Origin of the sequence: Algoriphagus resistens (assembly GCF_001442615.1) — a bacterium.
Taxonomy (GTDB): Bacteria; Bacteroidota; Bacteroidia; order Cytophagales; family Cyclobacteriaceae; genus Algoriphagus; species Algoriphagus resistens.
The window spans coordinates 342,006-364,572 of the sequence record NZ_LMXN01000003.1 but is presented as its reverse complement, the minus strand read 5'-3'; the positions used below and the strand labels follow the sequence as shown (position 1 = coordinate 364,572).

25 protein-coding genes and 1 riboswitch are annotated in these 22,567 nt (G+C 41.4%); of the genes, 8 read left to right on the top strand and 17 right to left on the bottom strand.

Annotated features, from left to right (window positions below; all coding sequences use genetic code 11):
- Positions 1-55: 55 nt before the first annotated feature.
- The 3 genes from AS141_RS07875 to AS141_RS07865 form a co-directional block, all read right to left on the bottom strand.
- Positions 56-667, bottom strand: a complete 612-nt coding sequence (locus AS141_RS07875; protein WP_057937092.1) for a superoxide dismutase — start codon at positions 665-667, stop codon at positions 56-58.
- Positions 668-771: 104 nt separating this feature from the next.
- Positions 772-1,215: a nucleoside deaminase gene (locus AS141_RS07870; RefSeq protein WP_057937241.1), complete on the bottom strand. Its 444-nt coding sequence runs from the start codon at positions 1,213-1,215 to the stop codon at positions 772-774.
- Between the two features lie 12 nt (positions 1,216-1,227).
- Positions 1,228-2,358: a hypothetical protein gene (locus tag AS141_RS07865; RefSeq protein ID WP_057937091.1), complete on the bottom strand. Its 1,131-nt coding sequence runs from the start codon at positions 2,356-2,358 to the stop codon at positions 1,228-1,230.
- Between the two features lie 242 nt (positions 2,359-2,600).
- Between AS141_RS07865 and AS141_RS07860 the strand changes: the two genes are divergently transcribed.
- Positions 2,601-3,710, top strand: coding sequence for a Na/Pi symporter (locus tag AS141_RS07860; RefSeq protein WP_057937090.1), 1,110 nt, complete (start codon positions 2,601-2,603; stop codon positions 3,708-3,710).
- On the opposite strand, the gene deoC is transcribed toward AS141_RS07860, so the two are convergent.
- Both deoC and AS141_RS07850 read right to left on the bottom strand, forming a co-directional pair.
- Complete coding sequence (gene deoC, locus AS141_RS07855; RefSeq protein ID WP_057937089.1) at positions 3,692-4,366, bottom strand: deoxyribose-phosphate aldolase; 675 nt, start codon at positions 4,364-4,366, stop codon at positions 3,692-3,694. The genes AS141_RS07860 and deoC overlap by 19 nt on opposite strands.
- Positions 4,359-5,567: an NAD(P)-dependent oxidoreductase gene (locus AS141_RS07850; protein WP_057937088.1), complete on the bottom strand. Its 1,209-nt coding sequence runs from the start codon at positions 5,565-5,567 to the stop codon at positions 4,359-4,361. Before AS141_RS07850 ends, deoC begins: the two co-directional genes overlap by 8 nt.
- A 37-nt stretch (positions 5,568-5,604) precedes the next feature.
- Here AS141_RS07850 and AS141_RS07845 point away from each other — a divergent pair, with 37 nt between their 5' ends.
- A complete protein-coding gene (locus AS141_RS07845) occupies positions 5,605-6,192 on the top strand; it encodes a methyltransferase family protein (protein WP_057937087.1) in 588 nt (195 codons plus the stop codon).
- A 60-nt stretch (positions 6,193-6,252) separates the two neighbouring features.
- On the opposite strand, the gene AS141_RS07840 is transcribed toward AS141_RS07845, so the two are convergent.
- The 4 genes from AS141_RS07840 to AS141_RS07825 form a co-directional block, all read right to left on the bottom strand.
- Positions 6,253-7,146 (bottom strand): YitT family protein, encoded by an 894-nt coding sequence (locus tag AS141_RS07840; protein WP_082632222.1) that lies wholly within the window; start codon positions 7,144-7,146, stop codon positions 6,253-6,255.
- Between the two features lie 77 nt (positions 7,147-7,223).
- Positions 7,224-7,826, bottom strand: coding sequence for a trimeric intracellular cation channel family protein (locus tag AS141_RS07835; RefSeq protein ID WP_057937086.1), 603 nt, complete (start codon positions 7,824-7,826; stop codon positions 7,224-7,226).
- A gap of 169 nt (positions 7,827-7,995) precedes the next feature.
- A complete protein-coding gene (locus tag AS141_RS07830; RefSeq protein ID WP_057937085.1) occupies positions 7,996-8,613 on the bottom strand; it encodes a class I SAM-dependent methyltransferase in 618 nt (205 codons plus the stop codon).
- Positions 8,600-9,502 carry a patatin-like phospholipase family protein gene (locus tag AS141_RS07825; RefSeq protein WP_057937084.1) on the bottom strand — a complete coding sequence of 301 codons (903 nt, stop codon included), beginning with the start codon at positions 9,500-9,502 and terminating at the stop codon, positions 8,600-8,602. Before AS141_RS07825 ends, AS141_RS07830 begins: the two co-directional genes overlap by 14 nt.
- Before the next feature lie 61 nt (positions 9,503-9,563).
- Between AS141_RS07825 and AS141_RS07820 the strand changes: the two genes are divergently transcribed.
- The 5 genes from AS141_RS07820 (at position 9,564) to AS141_RS07790 (ending at position 15,373) form a co-directional block, all read left to right on the top strand.
- A complete protein-coding gene (locus tag AS141_RS07820) occupies positions 9,564-9,986 on the top strand; it encodes a VOC family protein (protein WP_057937083.1) in 423 nt (140 codons plus the stop codon).
- 9 nt (positions 9,987-9,995) lie between these two features.
- Positions 9,996-11,054, top strand: a complete 1,059-nt coding sequence (locus AS141_RS07815; RefSeq protein ID WP_057937082.1) for an aminotransferase class I/II-fold pyridoxal phosphate-dependent enzyme — start codon at positions 9,996-9,998, stop codon at positions 11,052-11,054.
- Positions 11,054-12,286, top strand: coding sequence for a serine hydrolase (locus tag AS141_RS07810; protein ID WP_057937081.1), 1,233 nt, complete (start codon positions 11,054-11,056; stop codon positions 12,284-12,286). Before AS141_RS07815 ends, AS141_RS07810 begins: the two co-directional genes overlap by 1 nt.
- Before the next feature lie 706 nt (positions 12,287-12,992).
- Entirely contained in the window at positions 12,993-13,931 is a 939-nt protein-coding gene (locus tag AS141_RS07795) for a polysaccharide deacetylase family protein (RefSeq protein WP_057937078.1), read from the top strand.
- A 17-nt stretch (positions 13,932-13,948) separates the two neighbouring features.
- Positions 13,949-15,373 carry a hypothetical protein gene (locus AS141_RS07790; protein WP_057937077.1) on the top strand — a complete coding sequence of 475 codons (1,425 nt, stop codon included), beginning with the start codon at positions 13,949-13,951 and terminating at the stop codon, positions 15,371-15,373.
- Here AS141_RS07790 and AS141_RS07785 read toward each other — a convergent pair.
- From AS141_RS07785 to AS141_RS07770, 4 genes are all read right to left on the bottom strand, one after another.
- Complete coding sequence (locus AS141_RS07785; RefSeq protein ID WP_057937076.1) at positions 15,348-15,779, bottom strand: secondary thiamine-phosphate synthase enzyme YjbQ; 432 nt, start codon at positions 15,777-15,779, stop codon at positions 15,348-15,350. The genes AS141_RS07790 and AS141_RS07785 overlap by 26 nt on opposite strands.
- A gap of 48 nt (positions 15,780-15,827) precedes the next feature.
- Entirely contained in the window at positions 15,828-16,238 is a 411-nt protein-coding gene (locus tag AS141_RS07780; RefSeq protein ID WP_057937075.1) for a hypothetical protein, read from the bottom strand.
- 79 nt (positions 16,239-16,317) lie between these two features.
- The gene (locus AS141_RS07775; protein ID WP_057937074.1) at positions 16,318-16,671 is read right to left on the bottom strand and encodes a TfoX/Sxy family protein; all 354 of its coding nucleotides are present in this window, start codon (positions 16,669-16,671) and stop codon (positions 16,318-16,320) included.
- A gap of 198 nt (positions 16,672-16,869) precedes the next feature.
- Positions 16,870-17,715 carry a fumarylacetoacetate hydrolase family protein gene (locus tag AS141_RS07770; protein ID WP_057937073.1) on the bottom strand — a complete coding sequence of 282 codons (846 nt, stop codon included), beginning with the start codon at positions 17,713-17,715 and terminating at the stop codon, positions 16,870-16,872.
- A gap of 159 nt (positions 17,716-17,874) precedes the next feature.
- Positions 17,875-17,971: riboswitch (TPP riboswitch) on the top strand.
- A gap of 137 nt (positions 17,972-18,108) precedes the next feature.
- On the opposite strand from AS141_RS07770, the gene AS141_RS07765 reads away from it, so the two are divergent.
- Positions 18,109-20,496, top strand: coding sequence for a TonB-dependent receptor (locus tag AS141_RS07765; protein WP_057937072.1), 2,388 nt, complete (start codon positions 18,109-18,111; stop codon positions 20,494-20,496).
- 183 nt (positions 20,497-20,679) lie between these two features.
- Here AS141_RS07765 and AS141_RS07760 read toward each other — a convergent pair whose 3' ends face one another.
- The 4 genes from AS141_RS07760 to AS141_RS07750 are packed head-to-tail and all read right to left on the bottom strand — an operon-like array spanning position 20,680 to position 22,510.
- Positions 20,680-21,201, bottom strand: a complete 522-nt coding sequence (locus AS141_RS07760; RefSeq protein ID WP_057937071.1) for a hypothetical protein — start codon at positions 21,199-21,201, stop codon at positions 20,680-20,682.
- A 59-nt stretch (positions 21,202-21,260) separates the two neighbouring features.
- Positions 21,261-21,509 (bottom strand): YceI family protein, encoded by a 249-nt coding sequence (locus AS141_RS27375; RefSeq protein ID WP_394331074.1) that lies wholly within the window; start codon positions 21,507-21,509, stop codon positions 21,261-21,263.
- Positions 21,448-21,882 (bottom strand): YceI family protein, encoded by a 435-nt coding sequence (locus tag AS141_RS07755; protein ID WP_057937070.1) that lies wholly within the window; start codon positions 21,880-21,882, stop codon positions 21,448-21,450. The genes AS141_RS27375 and AS141_RS07755 overlap by 62 nt, the downstream gene beginning before the upstream one ends.
- Positions 21,875-22,510 carry a dioxygenase family protein gene (locus AS141_RS07750; protein WP_057937069.1) on the bottom strand — a complete coding sequence of 212 codons (636 nt, stop codon included), beginning with the start codon at positions 22,508-22,510 and terminating at the stop codon, positions 21,875-21,877. Before AS141_RS07750 ends, AS141_RS07755 begins: the two co-directional genes overlap by 8 nt.
- Positions 22,511-22,567: the final 57 nt, after the last annotated feature.

Below are 22,567 nucleotides of genomic sequence, written 5' to 3'. Positions count from 1 at the left end.
TAAAAAATCCCCGGACAATAGTCCGAGGATCTTAATAGAAATCCGTTTGCGAAGCTTATTTTTTCAATGCTTCTATGTAGTTGGCATTTGCCTGATCCCAATTGATCACATTCCAAAAAGCCTCAATATAGCTCGGACGCAAATTCTGGTATTTTAAATAGTAAGCATGCTCCCAGACATCAAGTCCGATGATAGGAGTACCCTTGACTTCGGCCACATCCATAAGAGGATTGTCCTGATTTGCTGTAGATACTACTTCAAGTGAGCCCGCAGCAGTCAAAATCAACCAAGCCCAACCAGAACCGAATCTGGTAGCTGCAGCCTTGTTGAATACTTCTTTGAAAGCATCAAAGTTTGTAAACTTAGCATTGATGGCATTAGCCAATTCCCCCGTTGGAGCTCCGCCACCTGCTGGGGACATGATTTTCCAGAAAAGGCTATGGTTATAGTGACCACCTCCATTATTTCTTACAGCGGTATTAGATCCTGCTACTTTAAGCAGCTCTTCTAGGGATTTGCTTTCTAGGTCTGTTCCCGCGATTGCGTTGTTAAGGTTAGTTACATATCCATTGTGGTGTTTACCATGGTGGATTTCCATAGTTTTTGCATCAATGTGTGGTTCCAGTGCCGTAGTGGCATAAGGTAAGGATGGAAGTTCGAAAGCCATTTTGTTTATAATTTAAGGTTAAAAGATTGATTGAAAATCCTACAAATAATCTGCCTTAGCAACCAAGGCGGAGAGAAAAAGGTTCTCAAGGAATCAATTTCCTCTTATTTTCTCAGTTTTTTGAAAAATTCCAATAAAAGCTGTTCACATTCCCGGGCTAGGCTACCTGAAAAGACCTTTGTTTTAGGGTGCAATATCCCCGGATTGCTTTGTAAATACCCTCTTTTCGGATCAGATGCCCCATAATGGATTTCTCCGATCTGTGACCAAAAAAGTGCTCCCCCACACATCACACAGGGCTCCAGAGTCACATACAGTCTGCAATCATTCAGGTACTTTGCCCCCATATAATTAGCTGCAGAAGTGATGGCGAGCATTTCAGCATGAGCCGTCACATCGTTGAGCTTCTCTGTCTGATTGTACGCTTTGGCGATAATTCTATTCTTCGAAACAATTACTGCACCTACAGGTATTTCCCCCTCTTCCCAAGCTTGTTTTGCCTGCTTTAGTGCTTCATTCATGAAGTACTCGTGGCTGTATAGTTCTATTTCCAAAATAGCCTAGAAAAAATCCAGTATCTCGTTTCTCACACCATCATTGATGATAATAGCAAGAATCAATGATACTACCAAGCCTATGAATGCTTTTGCCACGTCCTTTCTCGCCAATCTAAACGCCCTGAAAAGCCAAGCATTTCTTTTCTCCGCTTTAGCATGTTTTCCAAGAGCAATAGCTATTTCCCTACCTCCCAGCAAACCAATAAATACCCAGGTGGTACTCATCGGTACATTACTATACAGCTTGAAGTAGAACAGGATTATCGCATAGACAAAATCCACAATCGTCGCTGCTCGTACATCAGTTACATTGGTCTTCTCATTAACAATTCCTTGGATTTTATCCCCTTTCATATAGAAAAGGAAACCTAAACCTACAAATACAAAACCTGTATATACAGAGAACTCAGCTACACTCAATTGTCTGGGAAGGAACACTGCAATATTAGCCGCGTCCTGCATGATCCATACTGCCCAAAGCGTCCCTGAAGTGATCCACTGCAAAAAGATCCAATAAGGTGCTGGTTTCCCCTTTAGGTAATTTTTGACAAATCGCTCTAGAACAAACCAAACAGCTATTGCAATGGAAAAAGCCAACAGATACCCCACAAAACTTTTAAACATTACACTTACAATCGTGCCCGCTTTGTAAGTAAATACATTCAACAAAAGAAACGTAGTAGAAACCGGCATTCTCAGCCGGGTCATGATAAGGAGCACTATAGGCGCAGCCAGCTGAAGAAAAACAAAGTTTGTAGGTGCTCTGTCCAACCCAGGCACACTTAATCGTTGATAACTTACATCTCCATCAAAAGTAATCCAGCTGTACGTAACTGTTCCAACAAAAATCAACCCCATAAATAACCATAGCCAATACCACTTCTTGCTGTGATTAGAGGCTATAAATGTTCCGATGGTCTGGATACTATCATTTGCAATCGCAGAATATGCTGCCAGCGCAAACCCAAACCACATGGCAACATAAGTGTAAGGCGTCACTAATCCTGCGACAGAAATCAGGACACAGATGACTATCAAAAAAGATTTCTCTTTTTTGGTAAAATCGAACAGCGAATAGGCGGTTTTGGAGAGCTTATCCTGATTAATGTTTTGGTCTATTTTTTTCTTGGCCATGATTTGCCTTTTGGTCGGTCGCGCAAAATTAAAGAAGATATCCTTCTATCTGTGTTATCAAATTGTTAAGTAAACACTATTTCACTTTCAAACGGTAGTTTCACCTTGTTTTTCGCAAAAAAATTTCAACTTTTGCCCTAATATTTTATCAAAATTCTGGATTCTGGGCTGAAACTGCATGCGCTATAAACCCTTTCTCCCTTAGATAAATAGCAATCAGAATAAAATTCTATCCCTACCAGATGGAGAGCTTGGAGCTGAAAAAAGACAAAACAAATAAAACTAAAAGCTATCTGATGATGCTTTTGGCTCTTCTGCTATTCATCTTTGCGATAGATTTGCTCACTGTTGCGATGAGTAATCTGAACAATGATGTAGCTGAAAATATCCTTCTAGCCACTAGAAATCCCTTTGTCAGCCTTTTCATTGGGCTATTGATGACAGCCCTGATCCAAAGTAGCTCCACTGTTACTGCCAGTGTAGTCGCTGTGGTGGCATCAGGAAATCTGACATTGGAGCAAGCTGTGCCCATGGTGATGGGGGCAAATATTGGGACCACTCTGACTTCTACGCTGGTCTCACTTTCTTACATCATGAATAAGAAGCAATTCAAGCGAGCCTTATCTGCAGGGATGCTGCACGATATTTTTAACATCTTCACAGTTATTATTCTGCTACCATTGGAAGTTAGCTTTGGTTTCTTATCCAAAATATCAATAGCTATAGCCCAATTTTTTGTACCGGACGAATCCTATTCGGGTCCCATCGTTTATAATAAAGTCTTTACCAGGCCGGTCTCAGAATGGATCTCAGTTACCATAGATATTCCTTTCTTAACGATGATTCTTTCGGTTTTCTTGGTATTTGCAGCTATTAAAATCTTATCAACCTCTGTTTATAAAGCATTTGTAATCAACAGTTTCCAAAATATCAGTAAGTTGATTTTCAAAAATCCTTACATGGCATTTATATATGGAACTTTCTTTACAGCAGCCGTGCAGTCTAGTACAGTCACTACTTCTTTGGTAGTGCCTCTGGTCGCCAATAAAAAAGTATCAGTAAAAAAGGCATTCCCCTTTATTATTGGTGCCAATATTGGAACTACAATAACCGCGGCTATAGCAGCTATTTATAAAACAGAAGCTGCCATCGCACTGGCGATTGTTCATTTTCTCTTCAACTTAATAGGAGCTCTGATTTTCCTGCCATTCCCTTCGATGAGAAATATCCCTGTGATTTTGGCTTTATATATGGGTAAAAAATCCGTTAAAAGTAGATTTTTAGGCTTTGCCTATGTTCTTCTGACCTTTTTCATCATTCCTTTCTTGCTGATCTACTTCAGTAATGACTGAGAATTTCTCCAGGAATCCATCAGTGCTTTTGCTGAGCTGGTGCCTATCCTATCTGCCCCTGCCTGAATCAGTGCCAGAGTAAGATCCAGTGTTTTGATCCCTCCACTCCCTTTGATGCCGACAGAAGATGATAAAGTCTCTCGCATCACTATAATATCAGCCGCTTGGGCTCCGGTCGAAGCATATCCAGTGGATGTTTTGACATAATCTGCCCCAGCATCCTGGCAGATCAAGCAAGCTTCCACAAGCTGTTTTTCATCAAGATTGGCTGTTTCAATGATAACTTTCAAAATTCGCTCTTCATCATGACAAATCTTTGCGATTTGGGCGATTTCAACCTTTGGCCAATTCATCCCCGAATGATAAGCCGTCTGTGACCAAACCAAATCCAATTCATCTGCGCCCTGCCTGATCGCTTCCTTGCTTTCAAATACTTTTGTAGCGGAATCAGAATAGCCGAAGGGAAATCCGATAACGGTAACTAATTGTACATTCTCTTCGCCTAGCTCTCTTCTAGCTTTTTTCAGCCAGAAAGGTGGGACGCAGACTCCTACAAATTGCTCTTCGATTGCCTCTCTGATCAGTGAGTCCACCTCTGAGCCAGTCATTGTAGGCTTTAAAAGCGTGGATTCCAAAAAACGGTTCAGCTTATTCATCTTGATTTACAAAGTCTGCTAGGTACATAAACTCAATCGTCAGGTCTCCATCACGGGCAATAGTGGCCCGCTCCAAAATTCTCGAGTTTTCTTCCATAAGCGCAGGAATTACCCATTTTGTCAGCTGAATCCCAAACTCCCTGCTTGCCTCTCTTGGTAGCTCACAAGGCAAATTATCAATTGCCATTACCGAAATGCTCGTCTGACTTCCAAATGCCGGGATTTTCTCTCCCGATTGACGGTCTACATCATATACCGGATCAGTAATTGTAGAGGAAGAAATCGTAGTGGGAATAGCCCCACCCACATCGCAGCTCACATCTGCGATCACAGATAGCTGAAAATCTTCCCCTGAAATATCCCTCAGAGCAAATAGACGAGGTGCATCCGGATTCCAAAATGCCCCGGAAATCAGCATCTCTCCAGCTTCTGCGAACTTCTGAAAGTGGCTTTCATACCGCTCAGGGAACGTGTAAAATTCTTGCTTATCAAAACCTCCATCTGATTTTCTCCTATTGTAGTCCGCAGATCTCAATTTCACATACACAGGCTCATCAAAATACAGATGTAGGAAATCTGGAACCGAAACCTCTCGAATTTTCAAGGAATTCAAGACCTCTATGGCCCCATCGCCCACACGCCCTGAACCGGTAAGGACTATTTTAATCGGCGGGAGTTGCACCTTTGCGAGTTCACGATGAAGTTCTTGAAGATTTTGGCATTCATTGGCACGCCTAAGTTCGAAAAGAGCTGTTTTTTTTCCATATGTCCAAAAGGCATTATACGTACCTATTATTCCAGCCCATCTTCCAAAGGCAACAACCCTTCTTCCTTCATCATCCTTTAATACTTCATAATCAATTAGTCGAATTCTTTTATCCAAAATTGTCCTAAGGAGCTTCCTATTATAGGGTTGCTTTTTGATCGTATGGGAAAAGAAAAAATACGTCTTTCCCTCCACCAGCTGATCAACTGGCACTTCCTTCACTCCGAATAGCACTTCACAGCCAGATATATCTTCTACAACATCAATTCCTGCATCAAGAAATTCCTGGTCCGTATAGGCGCGGAATGGACTGGACTGCACTTGGAAAGTAAGTTCTCCCTGGTAATCCTGCTGAATAGTTTTCAGCTGCTCAGGAGTGAAGGGAACTCGTTTGTCAGGAGGGTTTTTTCCTTCGCGGATTATTCCGATTTTCATAAAAATTTTAGGTTACTCTGGAAATTACTATACGCAAATGAATTATGTACTGCTAGGGCTGAGCTGGGCCGTATTTTATTCACTTCATTCATTTCTGGCTGCAACCAAGATAAAAAGAATTCTGGAGGGAAAATTAGGAAATGCCTATAAATGGTACCGCTTGGCTTATATGCTGGTTTTACCGTTCCTTTTCTTCGGCATCATGATTCAAACGCTGCTAATTCCCAATACCTTTTTGATGACCAAAAGTGCTCTTACCGATTACCTCGGTTACATGATTGCAGGATTTGGTACTATCATCGCTACGAAATCCTACAAAAAATATTCATTGAAGAGATTTTTGGAATTTACTACTGCCCCACTAGATGAGCCTTTAAAAACTACGGGGCTATATTCTAAGGTTCGCCATCCACTATATGCAGGTTTGATATTGATTTTTCTTGGCTATTTCCTGGTTGCCGGGACGCTAAGTTCAGCCATTCATCTAGGTTGTTTACTTCTATATTTACCTTTTGGGATATATTTTGAGGAAAAAAATCTGGTGGCACAATTTGGTGAAGCTTATCAAAACTATCGTTCAGAGGTCCCAGCACTCATTCCTAGGTTTTGGAAAGGAAGAGCATAATTGCCGCCTAAACTGAACTCTAAAAAAAACGAAATATAAAGAAGCCCAGCATGAAATTTCTTATCCATGCTTTTTCCCCACATGCTTGATCTGTCCTCCTTTCACTTCCTTGATAGTCTGTAGGTAGAGAAATGCCGTAGGATCTATTTCCTGCACGGCCAACTTGATGCGGTGTACTTCCAGCCTAGTCACGACCGTCATAATGATATCACAGGGATTCTTAATATGAAAGGTCTCTGGCAGATATCCCCTTTCTCCTTTGTATACTGAAATCGCCTTTCCGAACTGGTTTACAATCAGATTTTTTACGTCCTCATCCTTTTTGGAAATAATTGTCAAGGCGGTATATTCCTCAAGTCCATCTACTATATAATCTGTCATCTTAATGGCTGTGAAGTAGGTAATAATAGAATACATCGCAGGCTCAATACCAAAGAATAAAGCGGCAAACAGAAAAATAAGGGAGTTGAAAAACATTGTGATCTCGCTTGCAGAGAGGGGGGAATTCTTATGGACAAATTCGGTAATCACTTCAAAACCATCGATCAGCCCGCCGCCGCGTAAAATAAGACCAATCCCCACTCCCATCAAAATCCCCCCGAATACCGCACTGAGCACCAGGTCATTTGTGACCGGAGTGAAAGTGATCAACTCAAGTACTAGAACCAATAAGGAAATTGAAAAAGTACATTGGACGGCAAAGGTTTTCCCGATTTTCTTCCATCCAAGCCAGAGAAAGGGAATATTAAGTGCCACAAGCAAAACATTGATATTGACCCCAAAATGTAAATTGACAATAATTGCCATACCTGTCACCCCACCATCTAGAAATTGGTTTGGCAGCAGAAACATTTCAAGTGCTGCAGCGGAGCAAAATACTCCAGCTATGATATAGAGAATAGAAAAAGGATCCAAAACGGATCTCCAATCCACGTGATTTTGAGTGAGATGCATATTAGCCTAGCTTATATAAGGGATATTCTTCCGACAAACCCGTGCTCAATATAATGCTATATTCACTCCGGATCACACTAATCCAACCTGGGAAGACTCAGTTTATACTTCATTGAAATCATTCTGATCGCAATAATCACTACTATGGATGCCAACAGATTAACATCTCTTGAAACCCCGATAGAATTTAGAATCAGATAGAATATTGCTCCTGCCAGACATGCCGACGCATAAATTTCCTTTCTGAATAAAATAGGTATTTCGTTGGTGAGGGTATCTCGTATTACACCACCCATTACTGCAGAGAACATACCCATAATCGCAGCAATCTCTGGTCTTACTCCCAAATGGAGGGACTTTTCTACACCCAACACAGTAAAAAAAGCTATTCCAAGCGTATCAAAAAGGAAGAACGTCTTACGTAACTTGCTTAGGAAATTAGGAAAAATAAATGCTGCCAATATTCCGGCCAATATCGCATACAGAAATTTAACATCCCCGATCCAAACAAGCGGATAGCTATCAAGCAATATATCCCTGAGCGTTCCGCCACCAATAGCGGTGATAAAGCCAGTAAATCCTGCCCCAAACATGTCGTGCTCACGCTCTCTGATTGCCAATGCACCAGAAATCGCAAATACAAAAGTCCCAATCAGTTCCAGTCCGTATTGTAATTCCATTTAAGAATCAATAGTGTCTATTCTCTTGACGATGTTAATCTCTTCACAAACATAAACTTTGGTTCGCAAGACATGAAGTTAGCCAGGTTGGATCTTCAAATCCTGTTTAGCTCAAATTTCCGGACTGGATCCCAGCTTAAGCTGCCTGCTGACCTATCAGTGCTACACATCAAAACCACTTCTCCATCACAAAAACCCCCATGGAACGCTGCCCATGCACCAAGACGGATTTTGGATGTTCCAGAAATTTCATGCCCATTCCCGCCAATTTATCCAAATGATTCTGGGTCAGCAAAAATCTTTCAGATGCATCAGGAAGCAGGTATTTCCCTCCTTCTAGCGCATGGCTTTGTTCTAAAATCCCTCCAAATGCTGTCGTCATTCTAAACCAGAGAATGCCTCCTGGCTTTAGGACACGCAGCATTTCATCGATCATCTGCCAGAAATTGGCTTCATCATGTGCAAAATGCAATACCGCCGAACAGATGACGGCATCAAAAGCCTCTTTATGAAAAGGAATCTCTTCCAACCCACCTACCTGAAATCGATGCACATCATACTCCTTATCCAGACTTTTTGCCATAACCCGACAATACTGTATGGCTGTTTCATTCTGGTCTATTCCAAATGCCTGATAGCCACCATTGATAAAATAAACTGTATTTCTTCCCTCACCACAGCCAGCATCAAGAATCTTCATGTCCGCTGAAAACCTGCCTTTCAGAATCTGGTCCAGCAGGTAGACATCAATATTTCCAAGTAATTTATTCAGTTCAGCGATTTCCATTTTCCCAGATATCTAAGGCCATAGCAGCTTTTTCCCTACCGATTTCTATCAGCTCCTCCGCACGGTAAAACTCCAGTATTCCCGCTTGATTTCTGGCCACTTGAACGGTAACATCTACATGATGTCTCTCAATCAACAAAGCAGAAAATCGGTCTTGAAGCAGATCAAACGAGCGCGTCATAAGACTAATTGAGCTGAGTGAAGCCGGCTTTTCAATTTTTCCTTGTTCTGGGAAATACTGCCTCATTTTATTCCTGTACTCAATCACCCAAGCTGGCATAGAAATGAATTTCTTGCCTTTGGAATCCTTTTTAGGAGGAACTACCAATTCAGAATCCCCGGCATTCAGGCCCACCACTACAACCATGTTTTCCGCTGCTTGTTGCAAAAGTGAAAGTGGGATGGGATTTAAAACGCCACCATCTATAAGTTCATAACGAAGATGCCGAGCAGGCTGAAAAACTGTAGGAATACTTCCTGAAGCCCGAATGGCAGCATATAAGCTGCCCGTCCTAAAAACCACCTCTTTCCCACTTATGTAGTCGACAGCATTGCAGTAAAAGGGAATGCTTAAATCCTCAATCTGGCAATCCTCAATCACTTTTTTCAGGGCATTGTATACCTTCTCCCCCTTGATAAATCCACGGGTCGAGAGTGTGAAATCCATTAACGAAAAAACATCCAGCCTATCCAGATTGCAAATCCAATCCCTAAATTCCTCCATTTTGCCCGCTGCATACATGCCTCCGACCAGTGCCCCGGCCGAGCAACCTGCAATTTCGGCAATATGATATCCTCTCTTCTCAAGCTCCTCTATCACCCCTACGTGTGCTAATCCCCGCGCACCGCCACTGCTCAAAACCAATGATACCGATTTACTTTTCTCCATAGTAGTTAGGGAATAAACAACTAAATTGAAGCCGAAAAACCCTCAACGAAAGTACACATTTATGAACCAATTTAAACCCTTTCATCTGGCTTTCCCTATCAGGGATATTGCAGAAACGCGGGAATTTTATGGAGAACTACTTGGCTGTGAGATTGGAAGAAGCACCGACAAATGGATCGATTTCAATTTCTTTGGACATCAACTTTCCGCACATGTCAAACCCGAGGAATTGGCATTGGCACACACGAATACTGTGGATGGCAAATATGTCCCTGTTCGTCATTTTGGTGCGATTTTGCCTTGGGAAGAATGGCACGAGCTTGCCGATAGATTAAAAGCCCGTGGCGTGGCATTTGTGATCGAACCATACATCCGTTTTCAGGGCGAGGTAGGGGAGCAGGCTACTATGTTTTTCCTGGATCCCTGTGGCAATGCCCTGGAATTTAAATCCTTTCAGGATGAAACTCAGATTTTCGCAAACTAATTACCTGCTTTGAAAAACCACTACCTAAATTCAGGAATCAATAGAACAATCACACTGCAGAGCAAGGAATACCTTTATTTCAGTGGAACTTCCTACCTGGGCATCGCACAGGACAGAACTTTTCTGAAAGCATTATCAGATAATCTTTATCTTCTTGGGGCAAACCACGGACAGAGTAGGATCAATAATATTCGATTACAGGTATTTGATGAGTTTGAAGATCACTTCTCGAATAAAGCAGGAGCTGAATCCGCTGCCGTTTTCAGCTCTGGATATCTGGCAGGCATTGCTGCTTGGAAGTCCCTTTATAAAGACTCAGATGAAATCTGGATAGCTCCAGATGCACACGCTGCAGTCGTTCCAGACAGTTATTTTCCTAGCACACAATTAAATTTTACACAATGGACAAGACATAACTCATTAATTTCCACTGACCTATCTCCAAGGAAAATTCTAATTATAGGGAATGCTGTCGATCCATTTTCCGGGGAAATCCATAACTATGATTGGGTAAAAAACATAGCTCAAAAACACGAAGTGACTCTTCTGATAGACGATAGCCACGCTTTCGGAACGTTGGGAAATAGTATCTATGGCACATATCAACAATGGGATGACCCTTCTATCAATTTGATTGTATCAGGATCTTTGGGAAAAGGACTGGGATTACCCGCAGGAATAATTTTGGGAAGAACTGCCCAAATCAACAAAGTCAAAGCAACTCCACTATTCGGAGGAGCTTCGCCTGGTTCTCCAGCACATCTGAAAACTTTCTTGGATAGGGAGAAGCTTTATCTAAAGAAAAAGCAGTGGCTAGAAGATGCCTGTGGGATTTTTGCTCAGGAGACTGCCGATATTCCCCAAATCAAAGGAAGCAGCTATTTCCCTGTATTCGTTTATACGGATGCCGATTGGGTATCTGAACTGGAAAAAGCGGGAATTATCACCTCTTCATTTTCATACCCTACACCTGAAAGCCCCAGTGTGAACAGAATCGTGATTTCTGCCTTTCATGAATTAGAGGATCTGATGTATCTCAATCAAGTATTACAACGTCTATCACGCTGATGAGATATTTTGCACAATTGACACTTTTAGCCATTCTAATCAGCTCTTGTTCGCCAAAGGAAAAAGTGCCGTTTGAAGATGGGCTGGAAAATTTTCCAACGCTCAGAAAAGTTCTCGAAAATGCAGATAAGTACAAAGTCCAACTAATCTATACCAGGATAGACCGGAATGAGCATGGCAATGCATTGTTCACTGATTATTCTGTAAATCTAGATGATACGCGATATTTCTATCCCGCCTCAACAATCAAATTGCCGGTCGCAATTCTTGCATTGGAATGGCTGGAGGAGCAAAATATTGAAGGGTTGACATCAGAGACAAGCATGTTGATTGATTCAGTCCGACCTTCTCAGGTTCCCGCATGGAAGGATTTCTCCGCAAAAGATTCTTTACCAAGCATAGCACATTATATCAAAAAGATCTTGCTGGTATCAGACAATGATGCCTATAATCGCTTGTATGAATTGCTGGGACAAGACTATCTCAATAAAAAACTCAAAGAAAAAGGGCTTGAACACATTATTATCAATCATAGACTCAGCTACTCTGCCAATGCTGAGGAAAATAGAATCTTCAACCCAATCCGTTTTGTGGATACCACTGGCAATGTGATTCTGGCCTTACCCGAACGGATCACTGACACTGTCTATTCAAACGTGGATAATCCAATAGTTGGGAAAGCCTTTTACTCGGATGATTCTCTGGTTCAGCATGGAATGGATTTCTCCAACAGGAATAAGCTCGCACTGTCTGACCTCCATGGAATAGTCAAAAGAATTATTTTCCCCATGTCATTTGTGGAGTCTGAGCGTTTTGCCATCACCGAAGTTCATCGGGAATTTATTTTGAAATATATGAGCATGCTTCCTGCTGAGAGTGATTTTCCCAAGTATGCACAGGACGAATATTGGGACACCTACTCAAAATTCTATCTGAATGGGAATGACAAAAATGATTTCCCCGAAAGTATTCGCATTTTTAATAAAACAGGACAAGCCTATGGCCACATGCTCGATGCGAGCTACTATGTGGATTTTGATAAAGGAATAGAGTTCTTTGTATCAGCCGTCATTTATGTGAATGAAAACGAAATCCTCAATGATGACCAGTATGAATACGATGAAATTGGATTCCCCTTTTTTGCAGAATTAGGAGAGTATCTGTACCAATTGGAAACTGAACGGAAAAAATCGGTTCCTGCAGATCTGAAAAGGGTTAAATTTGGGTACTAAAGGAATATTACTCCAAAAAATCACATGAAATCGAGCATGACTCCAGCGTCACACACAGGGATGATTATCTCCCATGCGAGATTCCATATGGCCTTTAAAAGACAAAATATAAACAGATGAATAAAACCCCATTCCTATACCGCTCAATTTTCAATTTTTGGCTAATCTATATCCTTCCAGCAAGTATTCTGACAATCATAATAATCCAGCTTTTCAAGGGCGAAATAAGCTGGGAATTCTTCAAGTTGCCTTCCACCTATGTCAAAATGTTTATTTTTCAGATTATTTTCGGGGCTTGGATGTATTTTAGAGATTTTAAGCCTAAATCCAAGAGATTTAAGGATGGTTTTTAATCATCCAGAAAGAGCTCTTTTCTTGCCAAATGAAAAACCGTAACTTAAAAAGTCTTCCTCCTACAAAGAAAATCCCCTTTCTTTATCGCTCCTTTTTCAATTTTTGGTTGATCGTCATACTTCCAGCAACAGTAATTGCTTTGACTATTTCCAAACTATATTATAATAACACAATCAATTTTGAACCGTTAAAATATCCACCAACTTGGCTTTATTTCGGGATCCTACAGATTTTTGCCACCTTTTTCATTTACCTGTGGGTGTATAGACTGAAATCGAAAAAATACCGGGACTAACTTCAAATACTAAGCAAGCGCAGAAAATTTATATCTTGGAACAAACAACAACCCAAGATGAAAAACCTGAGCTACTTACTATTTCTTTTGGCATTTTTGCCAACTTTTGCTTTTTCACAAAACCTAGCTGAAAAGCTTGGATACCCCGCGGATGCAAAACTTCTTATCATTCACGGTGATGATGTGGGTGTGTCACATTCCCAGACCAAAGCAACTTTCGATGCGATGAAAAATGGTGTGGTTAACTCCACCAGCATGATGGTTCCCTCCGGTTGGTCTGCCGAAGTGGGTGAAATGGCCAAAGAAATGCCTAATGCTGACATTGGAATCCATATAACACTGACGAATGAATGGCTGAATTTCAACTGGGGACCTGAAGCAGGAAAAACCGCAGTGCCTGGCCTGACAAATGAAAAAGGGCATATGTATCCTGACTGTGCGCAGGTCACTGCCAATGCCAGCCCTGAGGAAGTGGAAAAAGAAATCCGAGCGCAGATCAAAGCAGCCAATCAGATGGGGATCAGACCCACACATTTGGATTCTCACATGGGCTGTATCTTTTATGGCCGTCCCGAGTACCTGGCTTCTTATCTCAAAATCGCTCAGGAACTGAAAATCCCAGCCATGATCAACGAGCAAATGATAAATGGAATAGTGAAAAACAATCCAGTGCTTTTTTCAGAAATTGATGTAGATAAATTCCCTTTGGTCAACAAGATTATTATGGCTGAGCCAAAGGATTACGAGTCGGGAATGGACATCTTTTATGCAGATGAGCTAAACAATATTCAGCCAGGATTGAATGTGATTCTTATCCATTTGGCGTTTGATGACGATGAAATGAACTCAGTGACAAAAGGTCATGACTTCTTCCATGCTCCCTGGAGACAGGAAGATTATAATTTCTTTACCAGTGATAAAGCCAGGGAATTAGTAGAAAAAAACAACGTGAAACTGGTGACATGGAGAGAAGTAGGCAAAGCGATGCAGTTTTAAAGGAAAACAAGTATACCATGTCCCGCTACCATTTAGTTTTTCTTACTCTTTTTATAGTGAATTTTGCCTGCAAGGGACCGCAATCCGAGGAGTCTCTGCTCTTGGGAAGTTTAGATAAATTACCTTCTGTTGAGATTAAAGACATATCAGAATTCTCATTTGGAAATGAGCATATTTTGATCAGTGGGCCCCAGCAGGCTATTTCCCTAAAGACCATTCAGCTAGTAAGCGGATTTACCGTTGCTATCAAAACTGAAAAGGAATTGATCTGCTTAGATTCTCCAGATAGAATCATTAAATACCCCTTCGCTAACAAACAGTATTTTCCGCTTGAGAAAACTGGTTTGGATGTAAACCAACTCCAAATCCTCAGCCAGGATAAACTTGGAATTACAATGCTCTTTTACATCAAAAATGTGGGTAATTCAGTAAAAAATATGCAGTTCCAAGTTCAAGTCAGCACAGACCTTAAACCTAATCTCTTGATGGACAGCCTCTCTGAAAGCAATGCTGCAGATCAGGTTATTTTTGATGAAATGACAGACCTCTTCACCGCAAAAGATAGAAAATATGACTGGTATGCAGTCTGGGGAAGTACCGCAGATATAAGATTGAACCCCATTAATTCAGCTTGTTTTTCCCACATATCAGAATTGGGAGCCAGTGCTGGGTTTGAAATTTCCCTGACATTGGCTCCCCAGCAGGAGCAGATGATTCCTCTTTTTATCGCCGGTTCAGATCAAAATGAATTCGCAGCCATGGAGGTATTGGCAGATCTTCGTTCAGACTTGTTTTCAGATTGGAATGAAAATTTTGCTTTACTGGATTCTCTTCAGTCCACCTCAAAATTATCGGTTCCTTCTCCGGAAATTCAAGAAGCATATGAATGGAGCAAGTATAAGACTGGCCTATTTCAATTTAGTATCGATTCAAAACCGGACACTACAAGAACAGATTTCAGGGAAGACCTTTTCGAAGGAGTTCAATTTATAAGTAAGGATTTTGCACAGCATGTTGATCAAGCAATTTTTTCAACTAAAACGCCACGACACGTGTCCCCAGGATATCAGTTAATTCAGCCACTTCTACTACATCTTCTGGGAATCCGGGGCGATATAGAAAATCGGGTAACTTTCATTCGTCCAAATTTGCCTGAGGAATGGAAGGAAGCTTCCCTCGAAAACCTTTGGATAGATGATAACAAATTGAAGGTAAGTATCACTTCCGAGGAGAACCAAATGACAGTTGAAGTTACCCAAACCCAGAAGAAAGCCGGTATTTCAATTGAGCTCCCCCAAGAATTTTCAAAAATGAAAGTTCTTGGCAAAGAAATCAATTCAGATACCAAAGATGGGTTTCGTAGGATCTTAATGACCGGAGATCACGTGAGGATCGAAGCCAAAAAAGACAAGAACGCTACATACTTTCTCCAAAAGCTGTGAGAATTAAGCTCCTTCTGCCTCCATTTTTACGAAATTCGCACAGATAAATCCCCTGCCAAATTCCCATCACAAGTTTTCCACTGGAAATGGGGATTTGAAGGTTAGTATCAAAAAAGCTTGCTTTAATGTGTGCTGGCATATCATCCGGCCCTTCATAAGTGTGGATAAACCGTGGATAAGATTCTGGAATTAACTCGTTTACGAACGTCTGAAAATCCTTTCTCACGGTGGGATCCGCATTTTCATTGATGGTCAGGGCAGCAGAAGTATGCTGGATAAACACCTGCAAAAAGCCCGTTTTAATTTTGGCAATCTCAGGGATTGCATCTTCTATTTCATTGGTGATCAAATGATATCCTGCAGGAAAAGGTAACAACCGAAGTTTGTGCTGATAGAACTTAGTCATTCACAAAAATAGTATTCACTTATATATCTCAAAACAACCCTTCCAGCATTATTGCCTATTAAAATACAGTTTGTTTCCTTCGCATGCATCCCAAGTTCCCGTCAGCTGTCCCTTACTATTTAAAAAGTAAGTTTCCTTACCGTTAGTGCAACTGTGAATTAACTCTGAGTTTGGGTCCTCGAATTGGAATGTAAACTTCCTCAATCCATCCTCGAAACGCTCCTCATAGGTTCCTCCTATTCCTTGCTTTCCGATAGATTTCCGAAATGTTCCATCAGAAGCAAGGGAGTAAAAATAGGACGAATCCCGGATGGTACTATAGCTGGGATTCGGAACGCGACCGTCTTGATAACCTGCTAAAATCCACTTTTGATCACCTGACCTTGGACCTGAATCGTCATTAAAATCGCATGAAAATGCGAAAACAGCTAAAATTAAGAAGGGAATAAGATTTTTCATTGAATCACATGGCTACTACTTCTTTCCGTAGAAGTTTGAAATTCAATTACTTTGCCAGCATCCTAATTAACCAGTCTTATTATTTACTTCTTTTGGCAATAGGATTGTATTCTAAAGCTTTTTCTACCCAGAATTCCCAGTCTTCATCCAAATCAAAGCCTTCAGGGTCTACGTAAACAAATCCTCTCATCGGTCTGCCCGTAAACTCCATTTTTCGACAACCTGTCCGTTTCATACACAGACCTTGGGTTAATTCCCCGACTCTGACCATCATACGGTCTTCGGATGTAATCTTGTCCCGATTCAGACCTATACACATTTTATCATCAACCATGAAAAGCATTCCACCCATCATCTTTTTGGTGGTAAAAGCCACCCCTCTTCTCCGAAAGCTGGAAGCCAATCGCTCAACTAGGTATTCGTCGTAGGCCATAATCGATAATTAGTTCGGTAAAGATAAATTCAATGCTGGCCCATCACATGGAGTACTTCCTCCGACGAGCATCTGATTTTCACCACTATACATGTTCTCAAAGTTTGCAGCACAACCAGGTCTTAATTTATCATCAGGAAAATAAGTTTATAGCTTGTTCTTTTACCGTCCACTTCATACCCTACAAAACGCTACGAATCAAATCTTTTCGATGAAATTCTCCAGCACACCGATTTCATCAATCCCGATTCTTATCCGGTCCCCAACTTCAAGTGTAAAGTCATCCGGTACAATTCCTGTTCCTGTCATCAAAAAGCACCCAATTGGAAATGTATTCGCCCGGAAAAGCCAATCTGCCAATTCTTGGGGTTTACGCTTCAATTGCGTCAGGGGAGTTTCTCCCACAAATGCTAAAACATCACCTCTGAAAATCTCCAATCTGATATTGGCAGTTTCCTCCAGATCCTTATCGGTGATATAAAGACAAGGTCCAATCGCTGCACAGCCTGCATATACTTTTGCCTGAGGTAAATAAAGTGGGTTTTCTCCTTCAATGCTTCTACTGCTCATATCATTGCCGCAGGTGTAGCCTTGGATTTTTCCAGAGGGAGAAACTACCAAAGTCAATTCCGGCTCAGGCACATCCCAAGTAGAGTCTTTTCGGATATTCACCGCAGCTCCGGGAGCCGAAACCCGACTTGCAGTTGCTTTGAAAAACAACTCAGGCCGATCAGCATTATAGACTTTGTCATAGAAATCCGCTCCACCTGCATCTTGGGATTCTTCCATTCTGGCAGTTCGGCTTCTGAAATAGGTCACCCCTGCGGCCCAGATTTCCTGATTTCCCATGGGCGCCAAAATTCCCTTTGCAATCAGTTCTTCTCCTTCTTCCTTAGAGAGGGTTTTCCACGTTTTCGATTCCTTTTTCAGAAACTCTTTCAGATTTTCTTGGGCCAGCATGGTATCCCAGTTTATTTCCGGTCCAAAAAAAACTTGATTTTCATGAAGCAAAAGTGTGCCCGTAAGCAGTTTATAGATTTTCATAGGTTAATAGGGTTTGATCAGAAATTTAGGAAAAAGAATCGAGAGAAGATCAAAGAACAGATAGGAAAGACGTCATAAAAACTGATTAATTAAGATTCATGAAGATTATTTTCCCAAACATCGGATTTGCGAAGCAACTTTTCCCCATTACCTTTGTTCCTAGATCATAGGGGGTGCCTTAACAAAACGGGCTGAGATCATACCCATACGACCTGATCCGGGTAATGCCGGCGAAGGGAAATGAACAAGTGTAGCAGCCAACAAAACCAAAAAATTGAAGCGATGCCCTTCTGGATTTTGGATTTTGTCAATGCGACCGGGTAAACAAAAACGGGGAGCTTCCCTAGCGCTTTCTCATGTTTCACTCAACCTCCCGCAAGGGAAAAATTACAAATGAAAAATATATTTCTTGGCTTGGCTCTTTGCCTTGCCGCTATTTCTAGCTGGGGTCAGCAAAGCCTTAGTGGAAAAGTGCTGGACGCCTCATCTGGCGAAGCTTTGGAAGGAGCCTCAGTATGGGCAGAAAATCAAGGAAAAGGCAGTGTCACAGACGAAAATGGTCTGTTCACCATAAATAAACTACAATCGGGGAGGCTAGAACTTCGGGTTTCATACATAGGCTACCTTACTGTCAAGCAGACATTAGAAATTCCAAATTCCGGGGAATTAACCATCCGATTGAAGGCGACCGACTTGATGACAGAGGAGTTTATCGTATCTGCTACCCGAGCTTCCCAAAGTACTCCAACCACTTTTCAGGAGATCAGCAGGGAAGACCTTGCTAAGCGGAATCTCGGTCAGGACATGCCGCAACTCTTAAATTTCACGCCTTCAGTGGTGACTTTCTCTGATGCAGGAGCCGGAATCGGCTACACCGGAATGAGGATCAGGGGCTCGGACCAAAGCAGAATCAACGTGACAGTAAACGGTATTCCTATGAACGATGCCGAATCGCATGGCGTCTTCTGGGTGAACATGCCTGACTTTGCCTCTTCGGTGGACAACCTTCAGATTCAGCGTGGTGTGGGAACTTCCACAAACGGAGCTGCCACTTTTGGTGCTAGTTTGAACTTCCAGACAGACACTAGAAATGATGAAGCTTATGCCCAAATTGATAATTCTGTCGGATCATTTAACTCATTTAAACACACTGTAAAAGTAGGATCTGGACTATTGAACAATCGATTTGCGGTGGATGCAAGGCTTTCAAAAATCACCTCGGATGGTTTTGTGGATCGGGCTAGCTCAGATCTGAGCTCTTACTTTGTTTCAGCAGGCTATTTTGGTGAAAATCACGTATTGAAACTGAATGTCTTTTCCGGTAAGGAAAAAACCTACCAAAGCTGGTACGGGCTACCGGAATCAAAACTTGTGGATGACAGAACCTTCAACTACTATACCTATGAAAACGAGACGGATAATTATCAGCAAGACCACTACCAATTGATATATGCGGGTAAAATTGGCAACAACTGGAAAGCAAATGCCGCTCTCCATTATACCTACGGTCGCGGTTATTACGAACAGTATAGGGAGGATGATGCTTTTGAAAACTACAGATTGCCTAATGTGACGATCGGAGATTCTGTCATTACAAATTCAGATATCATCCGTAGGCTCTGGCTAGACAATGACTTCTACGGTGGTGTCGCTTCGATTAATTACGTCTCAGATGACGGCAGGTGGGATGTAGTCCTCGGAGGAGGTGCAAATCGCTACGATGGAGATCATTTTGGGGAAATAATCTGGGCGAGAATAGCCGGAGCTACCGAGATCCGGGATAGATACTACGATAATAATGCTGTAAAAGACGACCGGAATATCTATCTGAAAGCCACTCGGGAACTTGCCTCGGGTCTAAGCCTCTATGGAGATTTGCAATTACGATCCATAGATTATTCTTTTGTAGGTGTCAATGACGATGGAAGAATCGTGGATGGAGAGGAAAACTATACCTTTTTCAATCCGAAAGTAGGAATAAGTTATGAGGAGTCAGGCAGGACTTGGTATGCTAGCTATGCTGTGGCAAACAGGGAACCGAAAAGATCCGACTTCACTGACAACCCTATCGCAGAAATCCCAAGACCTGAACGATTGAATAATATCGAAGCAGGACTTAGAGCCCGAAGTGGAAGTTTCACATACAATGCTAATTTCTACTTTATGGACTACAAAGATCAACTGATCCCTACAGGTCAAATCAACAATGTGGGAGCCAGCATCCGGGAAAATGTCGCCGATTCCTATCGTGCGGGAGTTGAGTTGGACGTAGCCTATCAGATGTTTAAAAAGTGGACTTTGGGCGCTAATGTGGCACTTAGTCAGAATAAAATAAAAGAATTTACCGAATATGTAGATGACTACAGCACGGCAGAATTCACTCAGGAAACGTTCACTTACAGAGATACAGATATTGCGCTTTCTCCAAACGCGGTCGCCTCTGCAATGATCGAGTATAAGCCTGTCAAAAATCTATCACTGAACTGGCTGAGTAAGTATGTGAGCAAACAGTATTTGGACAACTCAGGTCTTGACGCTCGCTCGCTTGATGCTTTCTTTACAAACGATATCCGCATCAGCTACTCGGTGCAGCCCCGGTTTTTCAAAAGCGTGGAGTTGAACCTCTTGGTGAACAATATTTTCAATGAGATGTACGAGCCAAATGGCTATACGTTCAGCTATTTCCTTCCCGGAGAAACAGAGAAGGAATTGGTAACAGAGAATTATTACTACCCGATGGCCGGAACCAACTTTATGTTAGGGCTGAGTTTGAAGTTTTAAAATTTAAAAAAGAGATCCTTCAAATTGTTAAAACCGAAGGGTCTCTTTATTATTAAGGAATCCGTTATACTTATTAAGCCGGAAGATTTTCTGTTGGGACTTGGGTCTGCATAATTTTTTTTCAGGATGGATCATCCAAATTCCAATTGTTGCCTAGTACAGAAGCCTGAAGGAAATATAATACTAATCTAAATTTGCTTGCTTAATTTCTCTATCAAATGATATCCCCAATCCCTTCTCTATCTCATCCAAAGCCGCTACTGCATCCTTTTCTTTGGTATAATCCAGCACTAAAAACTTTTTGTTATTTGCTAGGAGAACAACCTTGTACAGTGTGATTTGACCATTGAGGGTAGGGGTAATCCCATTAGGAATATATGAACTTCGGAAGCTGTGATGAATCAATTCCAAATGTCCGACTTGCGGTAATGCTTCCCATTCACCAAAACTGAACCATAGGATCCTTTTATATTTTTTGAACTGATAGTTTTGAAAATCAATGAGAATTCCTGACTTAATTGAGGCCAAAATAAACCCAATAACTACCGCTCCCCCTGCTACTAAAACAACCTTCAGAGGGTCTGTCTCTACCTCAACAAAAAATGCTACAAGAATCACTAACAGGCCAGAAGCAAGAAAAATCTGACCAAGTATTCTGGGGCCCTTAGTCCCATCATTTTGATTTTTATAATTGAAATGCTTCAATTGAAATTTAAGCTGTTTATCTGCTCAATAACGTAAACTATCCCTTATTTACATAATAATTAACCCCTTAGGATTATGCCTCTATCCACCAAGGTTCGATCTATCCAGCTTCCGCTGTAAGCAATATCCCATAAAAAACGCTTAAGTTCGAGGTGTGTTTTGAAATGATTCATACCTACTTTTTCTGCCACAAAAGAGATAGGATTTGTGATTCCTTTGATAGTGAGAGAGCCTGTCAACAGGATTTTAATTTCCTGAGCTCGCTTGGCACTCCGTATACGAAGATGACATAGGATGCTTATCCACATCAAAAAAGTCAGGTCCTTTGAGATGATCCGTTAGGTTTTTAAGAGGAATGGGATCGCTCTTCGGGATATCTGTGACACATATATTCTGCATGTTTACATCCATTTCTCCTCCCGTAATTCTATTATTCTCAATCAATAAAAATCCTCCCTGTATTTCGATTTCTCCCTCATGCTTACCCAATCCATACATTTTCGTCCCTTTCCAGAAAATTTTTGAACGGGTAAGGTCCACTTCCAACGTATCTTCCTTATTGGACCAAGTGGGCTTAAGAATCTCCTTTGCCCCAATTGGAAAATTTTGACTTCTTGTATCTGGGTATCCCAAATAGATAAAAATCAACAAAGCCAGATAATATCCCATTTTTTTACTCATAGTCTGGGATGTTTTGACCCAGGATAATATCTCTATGAACTATAAGAATACCATTGGCTTGGTTTGGTTTCATTATTCCCGATCCTCCTCTATCAGCTAGGTTTTCTCTTTTTTCCTTAGTCAAAAGCGGATCATCCTCAAACACAAAATCGTCTAGATAATATGCAGTTTTTCCAGGTTCTTTAATGGTGATATGGATATGTTCAGGTTCATCTCTAGTCGGATAAGCAGCTGGTCTGAATGTAAAAAAAGAATACTTCCCGTCCCTATCCGTTTTCGCCCATCCCCGGATAATCCCGTGACGCGTTGCCCATCCTTTTTCACCTCCGAAAGTTTGATATTCTCCTTCCCGGTTCGTGTGATAGATATAGATAATCACATTAGCTGCCGGAGTTGTTCCATCTTTCTGAAACACACTGCCGTTAATTTTTAGTTTTGGCTCATTTTCGGAAAAAAGGGGAAGCGTATCTACGGGACTTAACTTCTTTGCGCCAAATTCAAAAACGGCTTCGCATCCTTCACAACCACCTCCCACTTCCCTATCCTTTTGTAAAGATGTAATTTGCGCCTGGCATGAAATTGAAGTCCATAAAATGACCAGCAAAAACAGAATATTTAGCGTTTTCATAGCGACTTGATTTATCCGAAAAATGGGATTTGATTTCGCTATAAAAAAACCGACTAT